Origin of the sequence: Parvivirga hydrogeniphila, assembly GCF_023371205.1 — a bacterium.
Classification (GTDB): Bacteria; Actinomycetota; Coriobacteriia; order Anaerosomatales; family Anaerosomataceae; genus Parvivirga; species Parvivirga hydrogeniphila.
Genome location: NZ_JAMCCO010000002.1, coordinates 14,823 through 36,444, shown reverse-complemented (window position 1 = coordinate 36,444; position 21,622 = coordinate 14,823). Strand labels below are relative to the sequence as shown.

General features: G+C 67.8%; 23 protein-coding genes. 22 read left to right on the top strand and 1 reads right to left on the bottom strand.

The window, feature by feature from the left end:
- The first annotated feature begins 32 nt into the window (after positions 1–32).
- From MX659_RS05880 to ftsZ, 10 genes are all read left to right on the top strand, one after another.
- Positions 33–1,493, top strand: coding sequence for a UDP-N-acetylmuramoyl-L-alanyl-D-glutamate--2,6-diaminopimelate ligase (locus MX659_RS05880; RefSeq protein ID WP_267192554.1), 1,461 nt, complete (start codon positions 33–35; stop codon positions 1,491–1,493).
- A complete protein-coding gene (locus tag MX659_RS05875; protein WP_267192553.1) occupies positions 1,487–2,899 on the top strand; it encodes a UDP-N-acetylmuramoyl-tripeptide--D-alanyl-D-alanine ligase in 1,413 nt (470 codons plus the stop codon). The genes MX659_RS05880 and MX659_RS05875 overlap by 7 nt, the downstream gene beginning before the upstream one ends.
- On the top strand, positions 2,892–3,953 hold the full coding sequence (gene mraY / locus MX659_RS05870; RefSeq protein ID WP_267192552.1) for a phospho-N-acetylmuramoyl-pentapeptide-transferase: 1,062 nt from the start codon (positions 2,892–2,894) through the stop codon (positions 3,951–3,953). Before MX659_RS05875 ends, mraY begins: the two co-directional genes overlap by 8 nt.
- Positions 3,950–5,344: a UDP-N-acetylmuramoyl-L-alanine--D-glutamate ligase gene (murD, locus tag MX659_RS05865; RefSeq protein ID WP_267192551.1), complete on the top strand. Its 1,395-nt coding sequence runs from the start codon at positions 3,950–3,952 to the stop codon at positions 5,342–5,344. Before mraY ends, murD begins: the two co-directional genes overlap by 4 nt.
- Complete coding sequence (gene ftsW / locus MX659_RS05860; RefSeq protein ID WP_267192550.1) at positions 5,341–6,651, top strand: putative lipid II flippase FtsW; 1,311 nt, start codon at positions 5,341–5,343, stop codon at positions 6,649–6,651. The genes murD and ftsW overlap by 4 nt, the downstream gene beginning before the upstream one ends.
- Complete coding sequence (gene murG, locus MX659_RS05855) at positions 6,563–7,687, top strand: undecaprenyldiphospho-muramoylpentapeptide beta-N-acetylglucosaminyltransferase (RefSeq protein WP_267192549.1); 1,125 nt, start codon at positions 6,563–6,565, stop codon at positions 7,685–7,687. Before ftsW ends, murG begins: the two co-directional genes overlap by 89 nt.
- A complete protein-coding gene (murC, locus tag MX659_RS05850; protein WP_267192548.1) occupies positions 7,684–9,066 on the top strand; it encodes a UDP-N-acetylmuramate--L-alanine ligase in 1,383 nt (460 codons plus the stop codon). Before murG ends, murC begins: the two co-directional genes overlap by 4 nt.
- A complete protein-coding gene (gene murB, locus MX659_RS05845; protein WP_267192547.1) occupies positions 9,063–9,995 on the top strand; it encodes a UDP-N-acetylmuramate dehydrogenase in 933 nt (310 codons plus the stop codon). Before murC ends, murB begins: the two co-directional genes overlap by 4 nt.
- Complete coding sequence (locus MX659_RS05840; protein WP_267192546.1) at positions 9,940–10,899, top strand: cell division protein FtsQ/DivIB; 960 nt, start codon at positions 9,940–9,942, stop codon at positions 10,897–10,899. The genes murB and MX659_RS05840 overlap by 56 nt, the downstream gene beginning before the upstream one ends.
- A gap of 132 nt (positions 10,900–11,031) precedes the next feature.
- Entirely contained in the window at positions 11,032–12,111 is a 1,080-nt protein-coding gene (gene ftsZ / locus MX659_RS05835) for a cell division protein FtsZ (protein WP_267192545.1), read from the top strand.
- A 79-nt stretch (positions 12,112–12,190) separates the two neighbouring features.
- Here ftsZ and MX659_RS05830 read toward each other — a convergent pair whose 3' ends face one another.
- A complete protein-coding gene (locus tag MX659_RS05830; RefSeq protein WP_267192544.1) occupies positions 12,191–12,754 on the bottom strand; it encodes a hypothetical protein in 564 nt (187 codons plus the stop codon).
- A 148-nt stretch (positions 12,755–12,902) separates the two neighbouring features.
- On the opposite strand from MX659_RS05830, the gene MX659_RS05825 reads away from it, so the two are divergent.
- The 12 genes from MX659_RS05825 to MX659_RS05770 all read left to right on the top strand — a co-directional run bounded on the left by MX659_RS05825 (position 12,903) and on the right by MX659_RS05770 (position 21,304).
- Positions 12,903–13,721, top strand: a complete 819-nt coding sequence (locus MX659_RS05825; RefSeq protein ID WP_267192543.1) for a polyphenol oxidase family protein — start codon at positions 12,903–12,905, stop codon at positions 13,719–13,721.
- The gene (locus tag MX659_RS05820) at positions 13,700–14,527 is read left to right on the top strand and encodes a phosphate ABC transporter substrate-binding protein (RefSeq protein ID WP_267192542.1); all 828 of its coding nucleotides are present in this window, start codon (positions 13,700–13,702) and stop codon (positions 14,525–14,527) included. Before MX659_RS05825 ends, MX659_RS05820 begins: the two co-directional genes overlap by 22 nt.
- Positions 14,524–15,435 carry a phosphate ABC transporter permease subunit PstC gene (pstC, locus tag MX659_RS05815; protein ID WP_323745490.1) on the top strand — a complete coding sequence of 304 codons (912 nt, stop codon included), beginning with the start codon at positions 14,524–14,526 and terminating at the stop codon, positions 15,433–15,435. The genes MX659_RS05820 and pstC overlap by 4 nt, the downstream gene beginning before the upstream one ends.
- On the top strand, positions 15,432–16,271 hold the full coding sequence (pstA, locus tag MX659_RS05810) for a phosphate ABC transporter permease PstA (protein ID WP_267192541.1): 840 nt from the start codon (positions 15,432–15,434) through the stop codon (positions 16,269–16,271). The genes pstC and pstA overlap by 4 nt, the downstream gene beginning before the upstream one ends.
- Complete coding sequence (gene pstB / locus MX659_RS05805; RefSeq protein WP_267192540.1) at positions 16,268–17,092, top strand: phosphate ABC transporter ATP-binding protein PstB; 825 nt, start codon at positions 16,268–16,270, stop codon at positions 17,090–17,092. Before pstA ends, pstB begins: the two co-directional genes overlap by 4 nt.
- Positions 17,093–17,190: 98 nt before the next feature.
- Positions 17,191–17,853, top strand: a complete 663-nt coding sequence (gene phoU, locus MX659_RS05800) for a phosphate signaling complex protein PhoU (protein WP_267192539.1) — start codon at positions 17,191–17,193, stop codon at positions 17,851–17,853.
- Positions 17,854–17,859: 6 nt separating this feature from the next.
- Positions 17,860–18,537, top strand: coding sequence for a YggS family pyridoxal phosphate-dependent enzyme (locus tag MX659_RS05795; protein ID WP_267192538.1), 678 nt, complete (start codon positions 17,860–17,862; stop codon positions 18,535–18,537).
- Positions 18,538–18,562: 25 nt separating this feature from the next.
- The gene (locus tag MX659_RS05790) at positions 18,563–19,102 is read left to right on the top strand and encodes a cell division protein SepF (protein WP_267192537.1); all 540 of its coding nucleotides are present in this window, start codon (positions 18,563–18,565) and stop codon (positions 19,100–19,102) included.
- A 2-nt stretch (positions 19,103–19,104) separates the two neighbouring features.
- The gene (gene proC, locus MX659_RS05785) at positions 19,105–19,905 is read left to right on the top strand and encodes a pyrroline-5-carboxylate reductase (RefSeq protein ID WP_267192536.1); all 801 of its coding nucleotides are present in this window, start codon (positions 19,105–19,107) and stop codon (positions 19,903–19,905) included.
- 12 nt (positions 19,906–19,917) lie between these two features.
- A complete protein-coding gene (locus tag MX659_RS05780) occupies positions 19,918–20,178 on the top strand; it encodes a YggT family protein (RefSeq protein WP_267192535.1) in 261 nt (86 codons plus the stop codon).
- A gap of 24 nt (positions 20,179–20,202) precedes the next feature.
- The gene (locus MX659_RS05775) at positions 20,203–21,018 is read left to right on the top strand and encodes a DivIVA domain-containing protein (RefSeq protein ID WP_267192534.1); all 816 of its coding nucleotides are present in this window, start codon (positions 20,203–20,205) and stop codon (positions 21,016–21,018) included.
- A 4-nt stretch (positions 21,019–21,022) separates the two neighbouring features.
- On the top strand, positions 21,023–21,304 hold the full coding sequence (locus MX659_RS05770) for a DUF167 domain-containing protein (RefSeq protein WP_267192533.1): 282 nt from the start codon (positions 21,023–21,025) through the stop codon (positions 21,302–21,304).
- The last annotated feature ends 318 nt before the right edge of the window (positions 21,305–21,622 follow it).

Here is a 21,622-nt window from a genome sequence, read left to right as displayed (position 1 = left end):
ATGCGTCGGCTGGCGACAAGGCAGGCTCTGCAATGGGTGACGTGAGGCTCGACGATCTGTTGGCGGGCGTAGGTGTCGTGAGCGTGCCAGACACCGCCGTTTCCGTGACCGGCATCGCGTATCGTTCCGACCGCGTCTTCGAGGGAGACGCGTTCTTCTGCATACCCGGGTTCGCGCACGATGGGCACGACTTCGCGCCCGATGCGGTCGCGCGCGGCGCTCGGGCAGTGGTGGCCGAACGAGCGCTGCCGGCGCTCGATCCCTCGGTGCCGGTCGCGCTCGTCTCCAACGCGCGGGAGGCGCTCGCGCTGGCCTCGGCCCGCTTCTTCGGCCACCCGAGCAGCGCGATGTCCGTGGTCGGCATCACGGGAACCAATGGCAAGACGACGACCACCTACATCGTCGACTCCATCATGCGAGCAGCAGGGCACGTGACCGGCATCATCGGCACGGTCGAGGTCCGTGTCCGGGACGAGCGGATGCCGGCGGCGAGGACAACGCCTGAGTCTCGCGACCTGCAAGAGCTGCTCGCGACGATGCGCTCCGCGGGCGTGGAGAGCGTCGCGATGGAGGTGTCGTCGCACGCGATCGATCTCAAGCGGGTCGTCGGCATCCGGTTCGCGGTGGCGGCCTTCACGAACCTGACGCAGGACCACCTCGACTACCACAAGACGCTCGAGGAGTACTGGGCGGTCAAGAAGCGGCTGTTCACCGACCACGAGGTGGAGGCCCGCGTGGTGAACGTCGACGACGCTTTCGGCGCAAAGCTCGCGAGCGAGATCCCTGGCGTGCTCACCGTCGGCCGCTCGCCGAACGCTTCGCTCCGCGCAGAGGAAGAAGCGCACGGTGCGGACGGCAGCGAGTTCGACCTCGTTTTCGGCCTGCAGCGCCTCCGCGTGCGCGTTCCGCTGCCCGGTGCGCACAACGTGGAGAACGCGCTCGTCGCGGCCGGATGCGCGCTCTCGCTCGGCATCGACCTTTCCACGATCGCGGCCGGCATCGAGTCGTGTCCGCAGGTGCCAGGACGGCTCGAGCGGATCGACGAGGGGCAGCCCTTCTCGGTGCTCGTCGACTATGCGCACACGCCGGACTCGCTCGCGAAGGCCATCGAGGCGGTGCGCGAGGTGACGCCCGGCAGGGTGATCGTGGTGTTCGGGTGCGGCGGCGACCGCGACCGCGAGAAGCGGCCGTTGATGGGCGCTGCGGCCGGAAGCCGCGCCGATCTCGTGGTGGTGACGAGCGACAACCCACGCAGCGAGGACCCCGTCGGCATCGTCTTGCAGATCGAAGACGGGCTTCGTACGACGGGCGCTCGCTATCAGGTCGAAGTCGACCGCCGTTCGGCGATCCGGGCGGCGCTCACGCAGGCGAAGCCTGGCGATGCGGTCCTCATCGCCGGCAAGGGCCACGAGGACTACCAGATCTTCTCGGACCGCACGATCCACTTCGACGACCGTGAGGTCGCGCGAGAGGAGTTGAGGCGGCTGTGCTGAGAGCAAGCATCGAGCGCGTGCTCGAGGTGACCGGCGGCGCGCTCGTCGCCGGAGACGCCTCGGCAATGACGAACGGCCTTGCGCTCGACTCCCGGAAGGTCGAGCCGGGCAACGTCTTCATCGCGCTTGCAGGCGAGCACGCTGACGGGCACGACTTCGTGCGTGCAGCCATCGACGCCGGGGCGCGCGCGGTGATCGTCACGCGCGCTGAGGAGTCCGTCCTCCAGCAAATCGCCGATTCCCGCGATCCGGACGCGGCGGTCGTGCTCGTCGACGACGCAGTGAAAGCGGTGCAGGCGCTCGCTGCGTACCACCGGTCGAGGCTTATCTGCCCCGTCATCGGCGTGACCGGCTCAACGGGCAAGACCACGACGAAGGACTTCCTGCGCGCTGCGCTCCAGGCGCGGTTCAAAGTCGTCGCAAGCGAAGGCAACCGCAACAACGAGCTTGGCGTGCCGCTCACCATCTTCGAGGCAGGCGCCGATACCGGCGTCCTCGTGGTGGAGATGGCGATGCGCGGCTCTGGCCAGATAGCCGAGCTCGCTGCGATCGCTCGACCGACGCACGGTCTCGTGACGAACGTCGGGTTGAGCCACGTGGGTGTCTTGGGCAGCCAAGAGGCGATCGCTGACGCGAAAGGGGAGCTCGTCGAAGCCATACCGGAGACAGGCGCCGTGTTCTTGAACGGCGACGACGCGTGGACGGAGCGCTTGGCAGCGAAGTCTCGTGCGCGCGTGGTCCGCTACGGGCTGTCCGAGTCGTGCGACGTCAGAGCCGAAGACATCTCGACCGCCGAGGGGGGCTTCCCGGTCTTCACGCTCGTGACGGGTGAAGAGCGGGCGGCCGTGACGCTTCCTGTGCTCGGCAAGCACAACGTCTACAACGCGCTGGCTGCTGCTGCGGTGGCCCTCGATCTCGGCGTGGAGGCCGAGCGCATCGTCGATGGGCTTGCCGGAGCGAATATGAGCGGCATGCGCATGGACGTGTTCGAGTCCGCTTCGGGCGTGACGGTCATCAACGACGCGTACAACGCCAATCCGGTCTCGATGAGGGCGGCCATCGCGGCGCTCACGGACGTCCGGGCGCCAGGAAGGCGCGTCGCGGTGCTGGGCGACATGGCCGAGCTCGGCTCGCTCGCGGAGCTCGCTCACTTCCAGCTGGGTGAGGAGGTCGCGCGCTCAAGGATCGACGTGCTCGTCACGGTCGGCTCGCTCGCGCGGCGCATCGCGGAGGGCGCTCGTGCCGAAGGGATGGATCCGGACTCGATCCGTCCGTGTGCCACGCCTGAAGAGGCAAGCGAGGTGCTCGACGACCTCCTCGAGCCGGGCGACGCCGTGCTGGTGAAAGCGTCGCGCGTGATGGGGCTTGAGCGCGTTGTCGAGGGGATAACTGAACCTCATGTTTAGCTTCATACCAGAGATAGCGCGGTACCCGACCTACCAGGTCCTCCTGGCCGCGGTGGTTGCCATGTCGCTGGCCGGTGCGCTCTTCCCGCTGTGGATCCGGATCCTCAAGTACCGCAACATCGGCCAGCAGGTGCGAGCGGACGGTCCTCAAGGCCACCTGATCAAGCAGGGCACGCCGACGATGGGAGGCGTGCTGATCCTGCTCGTGGTGTCGGTCGTCTACCTGGGCGGTGGCGAGGTCGACCGCAAGGGGCTGATCGCGCTCATGGCGATGCTGGCGTGCGGGCTTCTGGGGTTCATCGACGACTACGCCAAAGTCGTGCACGAGCGGTCGCTTGGGCTCCGCCCGCGGGCGAAGATCGCCGGGCAAGCGCTGGTGGCCATCACGGTCGCGCTTGCGGCCGTGAACTGGGCCCACATCTCCACCAAGGTGCTCATGCCGCCTGTCGGCTACGTCGACCTCGGGACGCTGTCGAGCGTCGTGCGACTGGGCGACGTGGCGGTCCGAATCCCGTGGCTGTACCTCCTGTTGGTGTGGTTCATGGTGGTCGGTGAGAGCAACGCGGTGAACCTCACCGACGGCCTCGACGGCCTGGCGGCCGGCACGGTGACGCTCGTGATGCTGACCTACGCCGCGATCGCGTTCCGTCAGGACTCGCTTGCTGTGTCGCTGTTCGCTTCCACGGTGGCGGGAGCGTGTGTCGGGTTCTTGTGGTACAACAGCCACCCCGCAGACATCTTCATGGGCGATACGGGCTCGTTGGGGCTCGGCGCCGCGATCGCGACGCTCGCGATCGTGACCAAGACAGAGCTCTTGCTTCTGCTCATCGGCGGCGTGTACCTGGTAGAGACGCTCTCGGTGGTGCTCCAAGTCGCGTCGTTCAAGCTCACGGGCAAGCGCATATTCAGGATGGCTCCGATCCACCACCACTTCGAGATGCTCGGGTGGAGCGAGACGAAGGTCATGGTGAGGTTCTGGATCATCACCGGTATCATGGCCGGGGCGGGCTTTGCGCTCTACTTCGTGTCGACTGCGCTGTGGAAGCAAGCATGAGCGAGCGGTCCATACCTTCCGGTTCGTACGCGGTGCTCGGTCTGGGGGCCTCAGGCGAGGCGGTGTGCCGCTTTCTCGCCAAGCGCCTCGATCAGGGCACCGTGGAGCGCGTGGTCGCGTACGACAGCGCGGACACCCCCGAACTGCGCAGCCGTGCGGCCGCTCTCGAGGCGCTCGGGATCGAGTGCGTCCTCGGTGCGCATGCGGTCACGGCGCCGGCAGCCGTGGCGGTGGCGAGCCCAGGCATCAGGCCCGACAGCCCGCTGATGCGCTCCGCGCAGGAGGTGGCACGCGAGGTCTTGAGCGAGATCGAGCTCGCGTACCGCGCGTCGAGCTCTCCGTGGATCGCCGTCACCGGCACGAACGGGAAGACCACGACCACGGCGCTCGTCGGGCACATCCTCGACTGCTCCGGCGTGCCCTGCGAGGTCGTCGGCAACATCGGGCGTCCCGCCATCTCGGTCGTCGATGACACCGGACCGGCGACCGTCCTCGTCGCAGAGGTCTCAAGCTTTCAGCTCAGGTCGAGCTTCAGGTTTCATCCTCGGGTGTCCGTGCTGCTGAACGTCACGCCGGACCACATCGACTACCACGGGTCGTTCGAGGCGTACGCCGCAGACAAGGCCCGCATCTTCGCCCAGCAGGGGCACGGTGACACCGCCGTGATCGACGTGGACGATCCGGGTTCGGCCCGATACGCGCCGATCGTCGAGGCCGCAGGCGTCTCCGTGGTCCGGGTGAGCCTCACGAGCGAGCCGACGAGAGGAGCGTTCCTGCGCGACGGCGTGCTCGTGGTGGCTGGAGAGCACGGGGTCGTCGAGCTCGTCGGGCGCGATGAGATAAGGATCAAAGGCCAGCACAACGTGAGCAACGCGCTTGCAGCGGCAGCGGCTGCGTTGGCAGCAGGCGCCGACCTCGAGGGCGTCCGCGAGGGGCTCCGGACCTTCGCGCCCCTGCCGCACCGGCTGGAGCCGGTCGGCGTCGTGGATGGCGTTGAGTACTTCAACGACTCGAAAGCGACGAATCCAGACAGCGTCTTGAAGGCGCTGACAGCGTTCGACGACAGGCCGCTCGTGCTCTTGCTGGGCGGCAGGAACAAAGGATCGAGCTTCGCGTCCGTCGCAAAGGCCGCGTGCACGCGCGTGCGTGCCGTGGTGGTGTTCGGCGAGGCGGCAGACGAGATCGCAGCGGCGTTCGAGGGAAAGGAAGGGTGCCGGCTGCTTCGGGCCGCGGGCCTCGCGGACGCGGTCACGGCCGCGCGCTCGGTGGCGCGAGCAGGCGACGCTGTGCTGCTCTCCCCGGGGTGCGCCTCGTTCGACGAATTCCGAGGGTACGACCACCGAGGAGCTACCTTCCGCCATCTGGTGGAAGAAGCGGGGCGGGCGACGTGAGAAACCAGCGTTCGCTCGTGCGCAAGGGCCGCGCGCTCATGCTCGTGAGCGCGCTTGGGCTGTGCGGGTTCGGGCTCGTCATGGTGTACTCCGCCTCGTCAGTGAAGGACTACCAGGTGCTCGGCAACAGCGCCTACCACCTGGTGAAGCAGGCGCAGTGGCTCGCAGCAGGGCTCGTCGCGATGGCGCTTGCCTCTCGCCTCGACCTCCGGTTGAGCTCTCGGCGGCTGCCGCTGCACCGGGATGCCCTGGCACTCGGGCTCGTGGCCTGGTGCGCCTCTGTGGCCGGGCTGGTGCTCGTGTTCGCCGTCGGCGTGGAGCGGTACGGCGCGAAGCGATGGCTCGACTTCGGGCCGATCGGTCTCCAGCCCTCGGAGTTCGCGAAGCTCAGCGTCGTGCTCCTGGTCGCTGCGCTCCTCGCGAAGTGGCGCCGCGGAGAGATGGCGGCAGACCGTGCGTTCTGGGGCATCGCGGGAGCGTCCCTTTCGGTCTTCGCGCTCGTCATCCTTCAGCCCGACATGGGCACCGCCGTTTCCATCGCCGTCGGCGTGTTCGTCCTTCTGGTACTCTCAGGCGTGAACGGTCGGGTGCTGCTCGGGCTCCTTGGAGCGGGCGCCGGAGCAGGCATCGCGCTCATCGCAGTGGAGTCGTACCGCATGGACCGGGTGCTGGCCTTCCTCGACCCGTGGAGCGACCCCGGCGACAAGGGGTATCAGATCGTGCAGTCGCTCCTCGCGTTCGGGTCGGGCGGTCTGGGCGGGGTGGGGCTCGGCCTGTCTCGCCAGAAGTTCTCGTACCTGCCGATGGCACACACGGACTTCATCTTCGCGATCATCGGCGAGGAGTTGGGGCTCATCGGATCGCTTGCCGTGGTCGCGGCCTTCGCCGCGTTCGTGTACGGCGGGTTCTTGGTGGCGATGGGGTCTGCCAGCGAGTACGATAAGCTTCTTGCGGGCGGGCTGACCGGCCTCATCGGCACGCAGGCGGTCATCAACATGTGCGCCGCAACCGGGCTGATGCCGGTGACGGGCATACCGCTGCCGTTCGTGAGCTACGGCGGGTCGTCGCTCATGCTGACGCTCGTGTGCGTCGGCCTGGTGCTGGGTGCGGCGCGACGCGCGGAACGGTCGCCAGCGGCCGTGCCCTCCCGTGCGAGCGCCAAGCGTTCTTCGGCGGCCGCCGTGGGCGGGCCGTCATCGACGCGGAAAGGACGTGTTCGTGAGATTCCTGTTGAGCGGCGGAGGGACAGCGGGGCACATCTACCCCGCGCTGACCGTCGCACGCATCCTCGAACAGGACGGGCGTGACGAGGTCATCTTCGTCGGCGCGCCGGACTCTTTGGAGGCCCGTCTCGTCGGTGAGGCGGGCATTCGCTTCGTCGGGCTGCCTGCCGCAGGCTTCGACCGCGCACGGCCGATCACCCTCGTGACCTCCGGCGCGCGCGTCGTGTCATCGGTTGCACGCGGCGTCGCGCTCATCTGGAAAGAGCGCCCGGACGCCGTCGTGGGCTTCGGAGGCTACGCGTCGCTGCCGGTCGGCATCGCGGCCGCCCTCACGAAGACCCCGCTCGTCGTGCACGAGCAGAACTCGGTGCCTGGGCTTGCGAATCGGTTCCTCTCGCGCTTCGCACAGGCCGTCGCAGTGACCTACCCTGGCTCGGTCAAGCACCTCAAGCGCCCAGAGCGCGCCGTTGTGACCGGCAATCCCGTGCGCGAGCAGATCCGGTCGGCGGACCGCTCGCGTGGCAGAGAGGCCCTCGGTTTGGCCGGCGACTCGACCGTGCTCTTGGTCTTCGGCGGGAGCAGGGGGGCGCGGCACATCAACGAGGCGCTGGTTCGGATATGGCCTCGCCTTGCGAGCGTCGACGGCTTGCAGGTGGTGCACGTGGCCGGTAGGATTGAGGCCGCTTCGGTGGCCGAGGCCATGGCTGCGGCGCTCTCGGCTTCTGACGGCAGGTACCAGCTCCACGAGTACATCGACGACATGGGAAGCGCCATCGCGGCCGCAGACGTGATCGTGAGCCGGGCCGGTGCGACGTCGCTTGCAGAGATAACAGCCATCGGGCGCGCGGCAGTGCTCGTGCCGTACCCGTACGCGACGGACGACCACCAGACGCTGAACGCCAGGGCGGTCGCTGCGGCCGGTGCCGCGCTCGTCGTGCCTGACGCTGAGCTCGACGGTGAGGCTTTTGTAGACGCCGTCATGCGGCTCGTCTCAGACGCGCGGCTCCGCGAGGAGATGGCCGCGGCCTCAGCCAAGCTCGGAAGGCCGGATGCAGGAGAGCGAGTTGCTGCGCTCGTCCACGAAGTCGTGGCGCGCGCGCAGCGCAAGGAGACGCCGTGAGCACAGCGTACGCTCACTTCATAGGGATCGGCGGCGCCGGCATGAGCGCCCTTGCGCGCGTGCTCGTGGAGCGCGGCGTCGCGGTCACGGGCTCGGACCTCAAGGAGTCCCGGTACGCGAAAGCGCTCGCCGACCTCGGCGTCCCGGTCGCCATCGGGCACGCCGCTGAGAACCTCGGCGACCCCGACGTCGTGGTGGTGTCCTCGGCGATCCCCGAGTCGAACCCTGAGCTCGTCGAGGCGCGGCAGCGAGGGCTTCCCGTGTGGTCGCGCGCGCAGATGCTCGCGCATCTCGGGAAGGGGCTGAAGACGCTTGCCGTCGCGGGCACGCACGGCAAGACGACGACGTCTTCGATGCTTGCGACGGTTCTGGCGGCCCTCGGGAAGGATCCGACGTTCCTGATCGGCGGCGAGCTGAACGACATGGGTTCGAACGCACGCTCAGGGAGCGGCGAGTTCTACGTCGTGGAGGCCGACGAGAGCGACGGATCGTTCGTCGAGCTCGACCCGTTCGTGGCCGTCATCACCAACATCGAGGCGGACCACCTCGACCACTACGGCTCGCTTGACGAGGTGGTGGCCGCATTCGGGGACTTCATCGCGAAGACTGCCGACGACGGGACGGTCGTGGTGTGCGGCGACGACCCGAAGCTTGCGCACGTCGCGCGCGAGCGCTCGCGAGCGCGCGTCGTGACATACGGCTCCGGCGACGACGTCGAGGTGCGCTTCCGGCCGCTCGAGCAGCGTGGGAGCGGATGGGCGTTCGACGTCTCTTTCCCGGACGGCACGGGCGTCGAGTGCCGGACCGCTGTGCCTGGTCTGCACAACGTGTCGAACGCGACTGCGGTCCTTGCGGCCGTGTGGGCGCTTGCGCTCGACGTCGAAGCGGCCGCGCGAGCCGTCGCCGGCTTCAGCGGCGTGAGGAGGCGCTTCGAGCGCGTCGGCGAGGTCGACGGCATCGTGGTGGTGGACGACTACGCTCACCACCCGACGGAAGTGCGAGCGACGCTCCGTGCCGCCCGTCAGTCGTCGGGTGCCCGCCGGATCATCGCGGTGTTCCAGCCGCACCGCTACACGCGGACAGCCGCGCTCGAGCGCGAGTTCGGAGAAGCGTTCGTCGAGGCCGATCGGGTGGTGCTGCTCGACGTGTACGCCGCCGGAGAGGCACCCATCCCGGGCGTGTCAGGCAAGAGCGTCCTTGACGCGCTCCTCGAGCACGACCCTCGGACGCAAGCAGCGTACTTCCCGCACCGCGCGGAGATCGCCCCCTACATCGCCCGGAGCGCCCGCGCAGGCGACCTCGTGATGACCCTCGGCGCAGGGGACGTGACGCTTCTCGCGCGGGACATCGTGCGCGCGTTGCAAAGGATCGAGGAGTGAGCGGCGTGGAGCCGTCTGTCGAGCGGGCGCGCGAGCGTCTCATCGGCCGGGTCGAGGGCGAGGTCCGCTCAGGCGAGCCGATGAGCCGCCACACCTCGTTCCGCATCGGCGGTCCGGCCGACCTGTTCGTCGTGTGCGATACGCTTTCCGACCTCGCCATCGCAACGGACGTGTTGGCCGAGGAGGAGGTGCCGTGGGTCGTCATCGGCAAAGGCACGAACCTGCTGGTGTCCGACGAAGGCTACCGCGGCGCGGTGCTGCTGCTCGGCCGCGAGTTCCGCAAGCGCGTCCGTGAGGGCGAGACGGTCCGCGCGGGTGCCGGAGCGGTGCTCGCGCACGTCGTGCAGGACGCGTTCCACCACGGGCTTGCGGGGCTCGAGTTCGCCGTCGGGATCCCCGGAACGCTCGGAGGAGCGCTCGAGATGAACGCGGGCAGCAGAGACGTCTGGATGTCCTCGGTGGTCGAGAGCGTGACGCTGTTCGTTCCCGGACAGGGCCTCGAGCTGGTGCACGGCACGGACATCGACTGGGGGTACCGCCGGAGCGGTCTTGCCGGCCGCGGTATCATTGTCGAAGCCGAGCTCAAGCTCCGGGAAGGAGACCCGGTGCGCATCCGGTACGAGATGGAGCGGTCGTTGGCCCGGCGTCGCCAGACGCAGCCCATCGGCAAGCCGAGCGCGGGGAGCGTATTCGTGAACCCACCAGGGCTTTCGGCGGGGCGTCTCATCGAGGAAGCAGGGCTGAAGAACACGCGGCTCGGCGGTGCGCGCGTGTCGGAGGTCCACGCGAACTTCATCGTGAACGACGGCGGCGCGACGGCTCAAGACGTGCTGGGTCTCGTCCGCAAGATCAGACTCATCGTGAAGGAAACCCATGGCGTCGAGCTACGACCGGAGATCAAGTTCCTCGGGGAGTTCACGAGGGCGTGAACGTGCCTTCGGCAGCCACCGGAGCACGGCGTCTCGGGGCAGCGGTGCGAATCCCGCGCACCGCGACCCGTTCGGCGTCGCGCGGCTCAAGCACGAGAGGAGCGCTCGCGGTGGACCGCGGGAGCCGGGCGTCGGCGACCGCATCGCGAAGGCCAAGCGCCTGGAGCGCGAGCGCAAGCGGTTGCAGCGCAAGCGCCGCAACCAGGTCCGCGCTCTCGTCTCGATAGCGCTCGTGGTGGCATCGGCTGTCGGAATCAGCGCGCTTGCGCGCTCGTCTGTCTTCGAGATACGCCAGGTCGAGGTCGTCGGTGTGCGCCACCTCTCGGCCGAGACCGTCATCGGCAAAGCGGCCGTGCCGTCCGGCGCCACGCTGCTTCGGTTCCCCAAGGCCGCCATCGCCGAACGCTTGGCAGCCGATCCGTGGGTCGCGGAGGTGCACCTCACGCGGGACTTCCCGCACACCTTGCGCATCCGCATCGTCGAGCGCGTGCCATTCGCGCGGGTGGACGCTGGCCAGGCGATCTGGCTTATCGACGCGAACGGCATGGTCCTCAGCGAGGATTCCGCCGAGACGAGCGCGGCGCTGCCGGTGGTTCGCGACGTGCCCGGTCTTGAATTGAAGCCAGGCAGGAAGTCGACCTCGGAGGTGCTGCACAACGCGCTGCAGGTGCTCGCCGGTCTTCCGCGTGACTTCTACTCGCAGGTCCGCGCCGTGAGCGCACCGTCTATCGACGAGACGTCCCTCATCACGACCGACAACGTCGAGATCATGGTGGGGGAGGCGGTGGACGTGCCGAAGAAGGGCGAAGTGGCTCGCAAGATCATGCGCGAACAGGGCAAAGATGTCGTGTTCATCGACGTCCGCAACCCTGATCGACCGGTGTCGCGAGGGCTGAGCGAATGAGGTATTCGCAAACGCTTGCACAGCTCGCGACGATAGAGTAAAGTTCATGCAAAGATTGACCGTTTTAGTCGTCATGTATACATCAACTTGAGGTTGATGGTTTGTCGGCGGTCCCGGCAGCGGGAGGTACATATGCTTGAGACGGGGGCGAACTACCTGGCGGTGATCAAGGTCGTCGGCGTCGGCGGCGGCGGCACGAACGCGGTGAACCGCATGGTCGAGGCGGGCGTCAAGGGTGTCGAGTTCATCGCCATCAACACGGACGCGCAGGCGCTCTTGATGTCGGACGCGGACTACAAGGTGCACATCGGCGTCGGCCTGACCAAGGGCCTGGGCGCCGGTGCTGACCCTGACGTTGGGCTCCAGGCCGCCGAAGAGAGCCGCGCTGAGATCAAGGAGGCGCTGCAGGGCGCGGACATGGTGTTCATAACTGCCGGCGAAGGCGGTGGCACCGGCACTGGCGCCGCGCCCGTGATCGCCGAGATCGCGAAGGAGGAGATCGGAGCGCTCACGGTCGCAGTGGTGACGCGTCCGTTCGCGTTCGAAGGACGGAAGCGCGCGCTCCAGGCCGAGGAAGGCATCAAGCGACTCAAGGAGCACGTGGACACGCTCATCATCATTCCGAACGACCGGTTGCTGCAGGTCGCCGAGCGCAAGACGTCGATCCTGGACGCGTTCCGCATCGCAGACGATGTGCTTCGCCAGGGCACGCAGGGCATCACGGACCTCATCACGGTGCCAGGGCTCATCAACCTCGACTTCGCGGACGTGCGGACGATCATGAAAGACGCCGGGTCGGCGCTCATGGGCATCGGCCTTGCGAGCGGAGAGAACCGTGCGCACGACGCGGCGAAGGCAGCCATCTCGAGCCCGCTGCTGGAAAGCAGCATCGAGGGTGCCCAAGGCGTCTTGCTCAGCATCGCAGGCGGAAGCGACCTCGGTCTGTTCGAGGTGAACGAGGCCGCGGAGGTCGTGCAGGCTGCGGCGGCTCCCGATGCCAACATCATCTTCGGCGCGGTGATCGACGACTCGATGATGGACCAGATCCGTGTGACGGTCATCGCGACCGGTTTCGGCGCGAAGCGCAAGCAGGAAGCGATGCAGTTCGAGCAGGCCGCGGAAGCCGGTCCGGCGATCCCGACGTTCGAGCCGGTGAGAAGCGCGTTCGAGGAAGACGAGTACGACATCCCGGAGTTCTTGAAGCGTAGGTGACGCGCGTCAGCTGCTCAGACGATTCGAGCGGGCCGCGCTCTCGCACGGAGGGCGCGGCCCGCTCGGTATCGTGCGACCGTCACTCGGCCGGGGTCTCCGGCGGTGTCGGAGGCTCGGGCGCCGCGGGTGGCGCGGGTGGCGCGGGTGGCGCTGGCGGTGCTGGTGGCGCCGGCGGCGCAGGAGGAGCTGGCGGCGCAGGTGGAGCCGCCGGAGGTGCCGGAGGCGCTGACGGCGCAGGTGGAGCCGCCGGAGGTGCTGGCGGCGTGTACCCGCCGGCCTGATCGGGCGCTGCCACGGTCCCACGCTTGATCTTCTTGTAGACCATGAAGTAGTACACGATCGCGGCGATGAGCGCTGCTCCGAGGAACCACGACACGGCCATGATGATGATCCACGTGGTCTTGCTCTTCCCGTTCGAGTTCGGGAACTCGTACTCCTGGCGTTGGATCAAGTCGACGAGCATCCAGATCCAGAAGACGAGCGACAGGAGCCCGAAGATGCCGAGGCACGCGTAGATCCCGCAGACCGCGCCAAGCGCCGCGTTGTCGTCCGTGCTCTCGTACTGCGCGAACGCCTGCGCGGCGGGAAGGAGCGTGCCGGCGGCGACGAGGACAGGGGCTACGCGTTTGACAGACTGCTTCATGCGATCACCCCCTTTCACCGCAGTCGCAAGCCCGAGCGATCTCGTGCTTGCGCTTCCATTCTGCACCATGAGGGGCGATATCGGCTACTGTGTGTCTATGAGCGGGAGGAGAACAACCAGCACGGGTAGCTCTGAACGCGCGACGTCGATGCCTGCGCCGAGCCTCAGCAGGTGCACCGTCGGCGAGATCGCGTGGCACGAAGACGTCGCGCTTCGCGAGCGGAGCGGCATCGTCGTCGCGTTCAGCGAGCGCACGGGCGGGGTGAGCGAGGCGCCGTTCGAATCCCTCGATCTGGCGGCGCACACCGGCGATGCGCCGGACGCCGTCGATGAGAACAGGCGGCGGTTCCTCGACGCGCTCGGACTAGGCGAGCATCGCGATCGGCTCACCTGCGCGGAGCAGGTTCACGGCGTCCGCGTCCAGACGGTCTGGCTCTCTCAGGCCGGCGCAGGCGGCAGGGCAGCGGGAGGTGTGCCGCCGGTAGCAGGCGCCGACGCGCTCGCGACTGCGCACGAGGGGGTCCCGCTCATGCTGCTCTTCGCCGACTGCGTGCCGGTCGTCCTCGTGGCCGAGCGCGCGCGGGCGATCGCGGTGGCGCATGCTGGCTGGCGTGGCCTTCTGGGCGGCGTGGTGGCGAACGCGGTGACGGCGCTGCGCGGCCTCGTCGGACCGGCAGAGCCTCTCGCGGCGTACGTCGGTCCGCACATCGGGGCCTGCTGCTACGAGGTCGGCGACGAACTCGTTTCGCATTTCGCTCACAAGTTTGTTACGATACGCCGGGCCTCCGGCACGCTGGATCTGCGGGCGGCGGTCACAGAAGAGCTCGAGTCTTCAGGAGTCCCGAGAGAGCGCCAGTGTCACCTCGGCATCTGCACCGCGCACAACACGGATCGCTTCTACTCCTACCGGGCCGAGGGGCGCACCGGGCGCCACGCCGCACTCGCGTGCATCGTGTCCTCGCGCTGATCGTGGCGAGCGCGCTTACGGTCTCGCTTGCGGGCTGCTCGAACGGGAGCCACGCGTCCGACCAGGTGATCGTGACCGGTTCGACCACCATCCAGCCCATCGCGGAAGTCGCCAAAGAGGGGTTCGAGCGTACGCATCCCGGCGTGCGCATCCTCGTAAGCGGCGTCGGGTCCTCGGCGGGCATCGAGAACGTCATCGCGGGCACCGCTGACATCGGCACGTCCTCCCGCGACCTCAAAGGCGACGAGCTTCACGCGGGGCTCGTGGACACGCCGATCGCCTACGACGCGATCGCCGTCATCGTCAACCCGTCGAATCCGGTGGACGGTCTGACGAAGGCGCAGGTCAAGGCCATCTTCGAGGGCAGGATCACCAACTGGAAGCAGGTGGGCGGGCCAGATATGGAGATCGGGCTCGTGAACCGTGACGAAGCGTCCGGAACGCGGGAGGCGTTCTTCAAGATCGTGCTGGACAAGGAGCGGTTCGATCCGACGGCCGTGGTGCTGCCGGGCACCGGGCAGGTGCGTTCGGTGGTCGCGCAGGCTCCGAGCGCTATCGGGTACATCTCGCTCGGATTCGTGACCCCGGAGGTGAAGGCGCTTGCGATCGACGGCGTCGAACCGTCCGAGGAGGCGGTCGTGAACGGACGCTACCCGATCAGCCGCGTGCTGCACTTCCTCACCCGCGGCGAGCCGACAGGGCTCGTGAAAGAGTTCATCGACTACGTGCTCTCACCCGAGGTGCAGGAAGACGTGGTTCGCGATGCAGGCTTCATCCCGGTGACCGCGAAGGACGCACACCAGTGAGCGAGACGCAGACAAGCTCAGCGCCGCGCGAGCTCAAGCTCATGTCGAGGTCGACCTACCTCAAAGAAGCGGCCCTCAAGAACCTGTTCATGCTGTGCGCCACCATGGCTGTCGCGGGTGTCGTGCTCATCTTCCTGTTCGTCGGATGGCGCGGGTGGCCGGTCTTCAGCGAAGTCGGGCTGAAGGGCTTCCTTGGCGGGTCCGAGTGGCTGCCGACCCAGGGCCTGTTCGGCATCCTGCCGCTGCTCGTGGGCTCGCTCGTGGTGACGCTGGGCGCGCTCGCCCTTGGGGCCCCGCTCGCGGTCGGCACGGCGGTCTTCCTCTCGGAGATCGCGCCTCCGCGCGTGCGGTCTGTGGTGCGTCCGGCGGTCGAGCTGCTTGCCGGCGTTCCCTCGGTGGTGTTCGGCTTCTTCGGGCTGCTCGTGGTGCGGCCGATCGTCGCTGACCTCACCGGAGGGCTCGGATTCGGGCCGCTCACGGCGTGGCTCATCCTTGCCATCATGATCGTGCCGACCATCGCGACGCTCACCGAAGACGCGCTGGGGTCGGTGCCGGACGGCATCCGCGAGGCGAGCTACGCGATGGGAGCCACGACGTGGCAGACCATCTGGCGGGTGCTGCTCCCCGCGGCCAAGATCGGCATCATCGACGCAGTGATCCTCGGCATGGGTCGCGCTATCGGCGAGACGATGGCGGTGCTCATGGTGGTGGGCAACGCGCCCGTCTTCTTCCGGGGCATCGGCAAGCCGGTCTCGACGCTGACGAGCCAGATCGTCATGGACATGCCGTACGCTTCAGGCGTCCATCGCACCGCCTTGTTCGGTCTCGCGATCATCCTGTTCCTCATCTCGATGGGGCTGGTGGGTCTGGTGCGCGGGCTTTCCCGGCTGCGTGAGGGGACGCGATGAAGCGCGACGCGAAGAACCTCACGAACACGCTCGCCCTCGCGGCGTTCTGGGTCGCTGGCATCACGACCGTCGTCGTGCTGTTCGCCGTGATCGGCTACGTGTTCATCAACGGAGCGAGGCAGATAAGCCCCGAGTTCATCTTCACGGAACCGCACGGCGTGAACGCTGAGGGCGGCATCTGGCCGACCATCGTCGCGACGCTGTACGTCACCGGGCTGGCGATGCTGCTCGTGACCCCGGTCGCCGTGCTCGCGGCGGTCTACCTCGCGGAGTACGCGGTGCAGGGCAGGCTCGTGCGGACGATCCGGTTCGCGGCAGACACGCTCGCGAGCGTGCCGTCCATCGTCATGGGCCTGTTCGGCCTCGCGCTGTTCGTGGAGTCCATGGGGCTTGGCTTCTCGGTGATATCAGGCGCGCTCGCGCTCTCGTTCCTCATGCTGCCGATCGTCATGCGCACCACCGAGGAGGCCATCCGTGCCGTGCCGAAGTACATCCGGTGGGGCTCGTACGGGCTCGGCGCGAGCAAGTGGCAGACGGTGAGCCGCGTGGTGCTGCCTGCGGCGGCGTCCCGGATCATCACCGGCATCATCCTCGCCGCCGGGCGGGCGGTCGGCGAGACCGCCGTCGTGATCTTCACCATGGGGACGATGATCAACACGCCGATCCTGCCGACCGACCCCGGGCGGTCGATGACCGTCCACCTGTACCAGCTTTCCATGGAGGGCATCAACATGCCTGCCGCCTTCGGCACGGCGCTGCTCCTGATGGCGATGGTGCTCGCGTTCAATCTCTCCGCGCGGTGGCTGCTGCGTAGGAACAGGAGGATGCAAGGATGAGCGACACGCTCGATTGTGCGGCTTCGCCTGCGGTCGAGGGGGCCGCCCCTGAGGTCAAGATCACCGTTCGCGACCTCGACTTCTACTACGGGGACTTCCACGCGCTCACGGGCATCTCGTGCGACATCAAGGCGCGTTCGGTGACGGCGTTCATCGGACCGTCAGGCTGCGGGAAGTCGACGTTCCTGCGCTGCTTGAACCGGATGAACGACCTCATCCCCGGTACGCGCGTCGACGGCACGGTGCTCCTCGACGGGCAGGACGTCTACGGTCCCGGGGTCGATCCCGTCGACCTGAGGCGCCGGGTAGGCATGATCTTCCAGCAGCCGAACCCGTTCCCGATGAGCATCTACGACAACGTCGCGTACGGGCCTCGGCTGCACGGCGTGAAGAAGAAGTCGGAGCTCGACGACATCGTGCGCGAGTCGCTGGAACGCGCCAACCTCTGGAAGGAAGTCAAAGACATCCTCGACCGCGGCGGGCTCACCCTCTCCGGCGGCCAGCAGCAGCGTCTGTGCATCGCGCGCGTGCTCGCGGTGCAGCCGGACGTCCTTCTCATGGACGAGCCGTGCTCGGCCATCGATCCGACGAGCGTCCAGAAGATCGAGGACCTGATGGCGGAGCTCAAGTCGTCCGTCACCATCATCATCGTCACGCACAACATGCAGCAGGCGGCGCGCACGAGCGATGAGACGGCGTTCTTCTTGCAGGAACGCTCGGGAGAGCCGGCGGTGCTGGTCGAGTTCGGCAGGACGGCCGACATCTTCACCAGCCCCAAGGACAAGCGGACTGAGGACTACATCACCGGCCGGTTCGGCTAAGCGCCGCCCCGTTGCCGTCTCGCGGCTCGGCCGAGGCGCCGTCGGGCTTCCGGCACGGTATAATCCGTGCAGAGGCAGATGCGATCGAGGAAGGGCCGATGATGCGAGAAGGATTCCGCAAGGAGCTGAAAGACCTCAAGGCGAACGTCCTCGCCATCGGTCACGACATCGTGGATGTGACGCGCGACGCGGTCCGGGCGCTCGTGGAGGGCGACGTCGAGCTCGCGCAGCGCGTCATCGATGGCGACAGCGACATCGATGCGCGGTGCCTCGGGATCGAAGAGCGCTCGCTCGAGATCATCGCGACGCAGTTCCCCGTGGCGCGCGACCTGCGCCTGCTCCACTCGCTGGCGTACATCGCGATGCACTTCGAGCGCATGGCAGACCTCGCGGTGAACATCGCGAAGGCGGCGCGCCGGACGGCCGGCCGTCAGGGGCCGCAGACGCTGTACGACCTGATCCAGGCGCAGGGCAACCTCGTCCAGCGCGTGCTCCAGGCGATGCTCGAGGCGCTGGAGAAGAACGACCTGGAGATGTCGCGCAAGCTCCAGGACCTCGACGAGCCGATCGATCATCTCTTCAAGCAGTTCTTCCGGGAGTTGGCGCGGTTGCAGGACGAGGAAGACATCGAATGGGGCTCGTCGATGGTGCTGGCGTCGCGCTACCTCGAGCGGATCGCCGACCACGCCGTGGACATCGGCGAGCGCATCACGTACATGGTGACCGGCCACTTCGCGTCATGCGAAGACGACGAGGCCTGATGCTCAGTGAGCGTGATAGCCGAGCGATACCGAGCGGTCCGGAGGGCCGTGGCTGACGCTGCTGATGCGGCGGGGAGGGACCCCGACGACATCACGATCGTCGCCGTCACGAAGAACGTCGGCGTCGCGGAGATCAGGCAGGCCATCGCGGCCGGCATCCGGGACTTCGGGGAGAACCGCGTCCAGGAGTTCTTGGGCAAGTACGGGCTGTTCCCCGACGTCCGGTGGCACTTCATCGGCACGCTGCAGTCGAACAAGGTCAAAGATGTCGTCGGACGTGCCGTCCTCATCCACTCCGTGGACTCGGTGGACCTGCTCGCGCGCATCGACCGTATCGCCTCCGAACGTGGTGTGGTGCAGCCGGTGCTCCTTCAGGTGAACGTCTCCGGCGAAGCGACGAAACACGGGTTTGCGCCCGAAGAGGTCGAAGACGCGCTCAAGGCCGCCGCGGAGATGGGCTCCGTTCGGGTGGACGGGCTCATGACCATCGCGCCGCTCGCTCGACCGGAACAGGTGCGCTGGGTGTTCCGCGGGCTCGCGGACCTCTTTGCCTCTCTGTCCGCGTTGCGGTTCAATGGCACCGAGATGCACGAGCTGTCGATGGGGATGACCAACGACTTCCGCGTCGCGATCGAAGAAGGCGCGACCATCGTCCGTGTCGGCAGGGCCATATTCGGCAAGTGAGCGCGTGTCGAGAAGGGATGCAGCCGTGGGACTCTGGGATTCGATAAAGGCCCGGCTGGGCCTCGGCGATGAAGACGAGTACTACGACGACTACTACGCCGAGGACGAAGACGAAGAGGCCGACGGCCTCGACGTGCCGGCGGTGCGCAGCCCGTACGAGGCCGAGGCTCGCACCGGCGTGCGCCGGTTGCAGCGCGAGCCGGACCTGGACCGCGCCCGCGGCTACGGTGCGCGGACCGCGTCGGTCGAGCCCCTGCCGACGACGAGCGTGCGGGCGGTGCCGCAGGTCAAGATGCAGATCGTCGAGCCGCGCTCCTTCTCTGAGGCGCAGTCCATCGCGGACAAGTTCAAGAGCGGCCAGCCCGTGATCATGAACCTCACGACGGCCGAGCCGGAGCTCGCTCGGCGCCTCATCGACTTCGCGAGCGGTCTCACGTACGGCCTGAACGGCGGCCTGCAGAAGGTCTCGGAGAAGGTCTTCATGCTCACGCCCGCGAACGTGGACGTCTCGGCTGCGCAGCGCAAGGAACTGCGCGATCGCGGCCTGTTCGACTCGGGGGTGTAGCGGTGGGTTTCGGACGTATCGCCATCATCGGCGGTGGCCGCATGGGGGAAGCGATCGTCGCTGGCCTGCTCGCCTCGGGCGCTGCTCGCCCAGAAGAGATCTCGGTCGCTGAGCCGAACGAAGACCGCAGGACGGTCTTCGAGTCGCACGATCTCGTGGCCGTCCCGGACGGTCACGAGATCGTGCGAGACGCAGACATCGTGATTCTCGCCGTCAAGCCGCAGGTCATCGACGCGGTGCTCGCACACCTTGCAGACGAGGTCCCTCGGGAGGCGATCGTGGTCTCCATCGCAGCGGGCGTGGAGACCCGCCGGATCGAGGCGCTGCTGCCGGCCGGCGTCGCGGTGGTGCGCGTGATGCCGAACACGCCCGCCATGGTCGGCGCTGGCATGAGCGTGGTGTGCGGCGGCGCTGCCGCGAGCGACCAGGCGGTCGAGACGGTGCGGTCGCTGTTCGAGGCCCTCGGTACGGCCATCGTGCTTGACGAACGCTACTTCGACGTCGCCACCGCGATCTCAGGGTCGGGGCCGGCGTACGTCGCGCTCGTCGCCGACGCGCTCGCGCGTGCGGGCGTCGCGCAAGGGCTGTCCAAGGACGTCGCGCTCGCGCTCGCGTTGCAGACGATCAAGGGGACGGCCGAGCTCATCGAACGGACAGGATCGCACCCCGAGGCGCTCATCGACGCGGTGGCGAGCCCGGGCGGGACGACGATCGCGGCTGTGCAGGTGCTCGAGGAGCGTGCGGTGCGCGCGGCGTTCGGCGAAGCGGTGGCGGCTGCGGTGCGCCGTGCGCGGGAGCTCTGAGGCGTCGTGACGGTGCTCGGGATCGTCGATTCGCTCGTGAGCTTCTACTCGACGCTCATCATCGTGTACGTCTTGATGTCCTGGTTCCGGCCGACGGGGGTGTTCTACGACGTCTACCGCGTGCTCGGACAGCTGTGCGAGCCGTACATCGGCGTCTTCCGCCGGATCGTGCCGCCCGTCGGCTCCATCGACTTCTCGCCGTTTGTTGCGCTGCTCACGCTGAAGTACCTCATCCGGCCGATATTGGTTAGACTGGTCCTGCAGGTCTCGTAGCGACGGTCAGGGAGGACCGGACCGATGAAACTCACCCCGCTCGACATCCACCACAAGGAGTTCAGCAAGTCGTTGCGCGGCTACAACGAGGTCGAGGTCGACGAGTTCCTCGATCAGGTAGCCGACGAGCTCGAACGCCTCTTCAAAGAGAACATCGAGCTTTCCGAGCGCATCGAGGCGGCCGAGGAGAAGGTGCGTGCGTACCAGGAGATGGAACGGACGCTCAACAACACGCTGCTCGCCGCGCAGAAGTCCGCCGACGACATCATCGCCAAGGCGAAGCACGAGGCCGAGGTGGTGCTGAAAGACGCCGAGGTCAAGGCGAAGGAGATCATCCACAACGCGCTCCAGCAGAAGCAGAAGGCGCAGGCCGACCTCGTGCGCATCAAGCAGGCCGAAGAGGCGTTCCGGGCCCAGTTCCGGGCGCTTCTCGAGTCGCACCTGCGTTCGGTGGCCGAGATCCCGCTGCCCGAGGACGTGAAGGTCCTCGCCGCTGAGGTCGGCGGCGAGGTCGTCGGCGAGGTCGAGGTCGCTGCAGCGCAGGCCCCTGCTCCGGCAGAGGAGACGAGCGCCCAGCGCTCCTACCGCGAAGCGTTGGAGGCGCAGATCCGAGGTGCGGCGGCTCCTGCTGAGCCGGCCGCCGAGGCTGCGGCGGAGAAGCCGGCCGCCCCGGTCGGCGAGCCGCCGGCTCCCGGTTTCGTGCAGGGCATCCAGCTCGGCGAGGTGGCGGCGCCCGACATCACCGAGGAGGAGCCGCGCTTCGAGGTCCCTGAGTTCAAGCTGGACTTCCGCGCGGCGGGCGCGACGGACGACGACCTCGACATCGAGGAGATCGATTAGCGCCATGGGCGTCGTGTTCGGCGTCAAAGTGACGCCGAAGGCGCGCTCGAACGGCTGCGACGGCTGGTCGGGCGCTGAGCTCGCTGTCCGCGTCACCGCCGCTCCTGACCGGGGGCAGGCGAACGCCGCGGTGTGCGCTGTCATCGCCGATGCTCTCGGGGTTCCGAAGTCGTCGGTGCGCGTCGTGCGCGGGCACACGTCACGGCACAAGCTCGTCGAGGTCGACGGCGTGGACGAGCCCGACCTGGAGCGTGCGTTCGGGCCGCGGCCCACGCCGCTCCTGTAGGGCGCGTTGACCGTGCGAGCTGCGCTGCGCTAGCATCGGCACCACGCGGCGCGCAGGCGCCGGCAACACCGACACAGGCAGCGACGAGGACGAGTAGCTGCGAGAGCAGACCTTCCAGCGAGCGGGGACAGTGCGAGCCCGCAGGCGAGCGCGCAGCGAAGATCACCTCCGAGCCTCGGCCCGAACCGCTTCACGCGCAGTAGGCGCCGACGGGAGCCTCCGTTACCAGGCAGCCGAGTGGCGCGCGGGAACGGTCCTCGCGCAAGCTGGGTGGTACCGCGGAGCGTCTGTTCGCGCTTCGTCCCGGCTGGGGCGGAG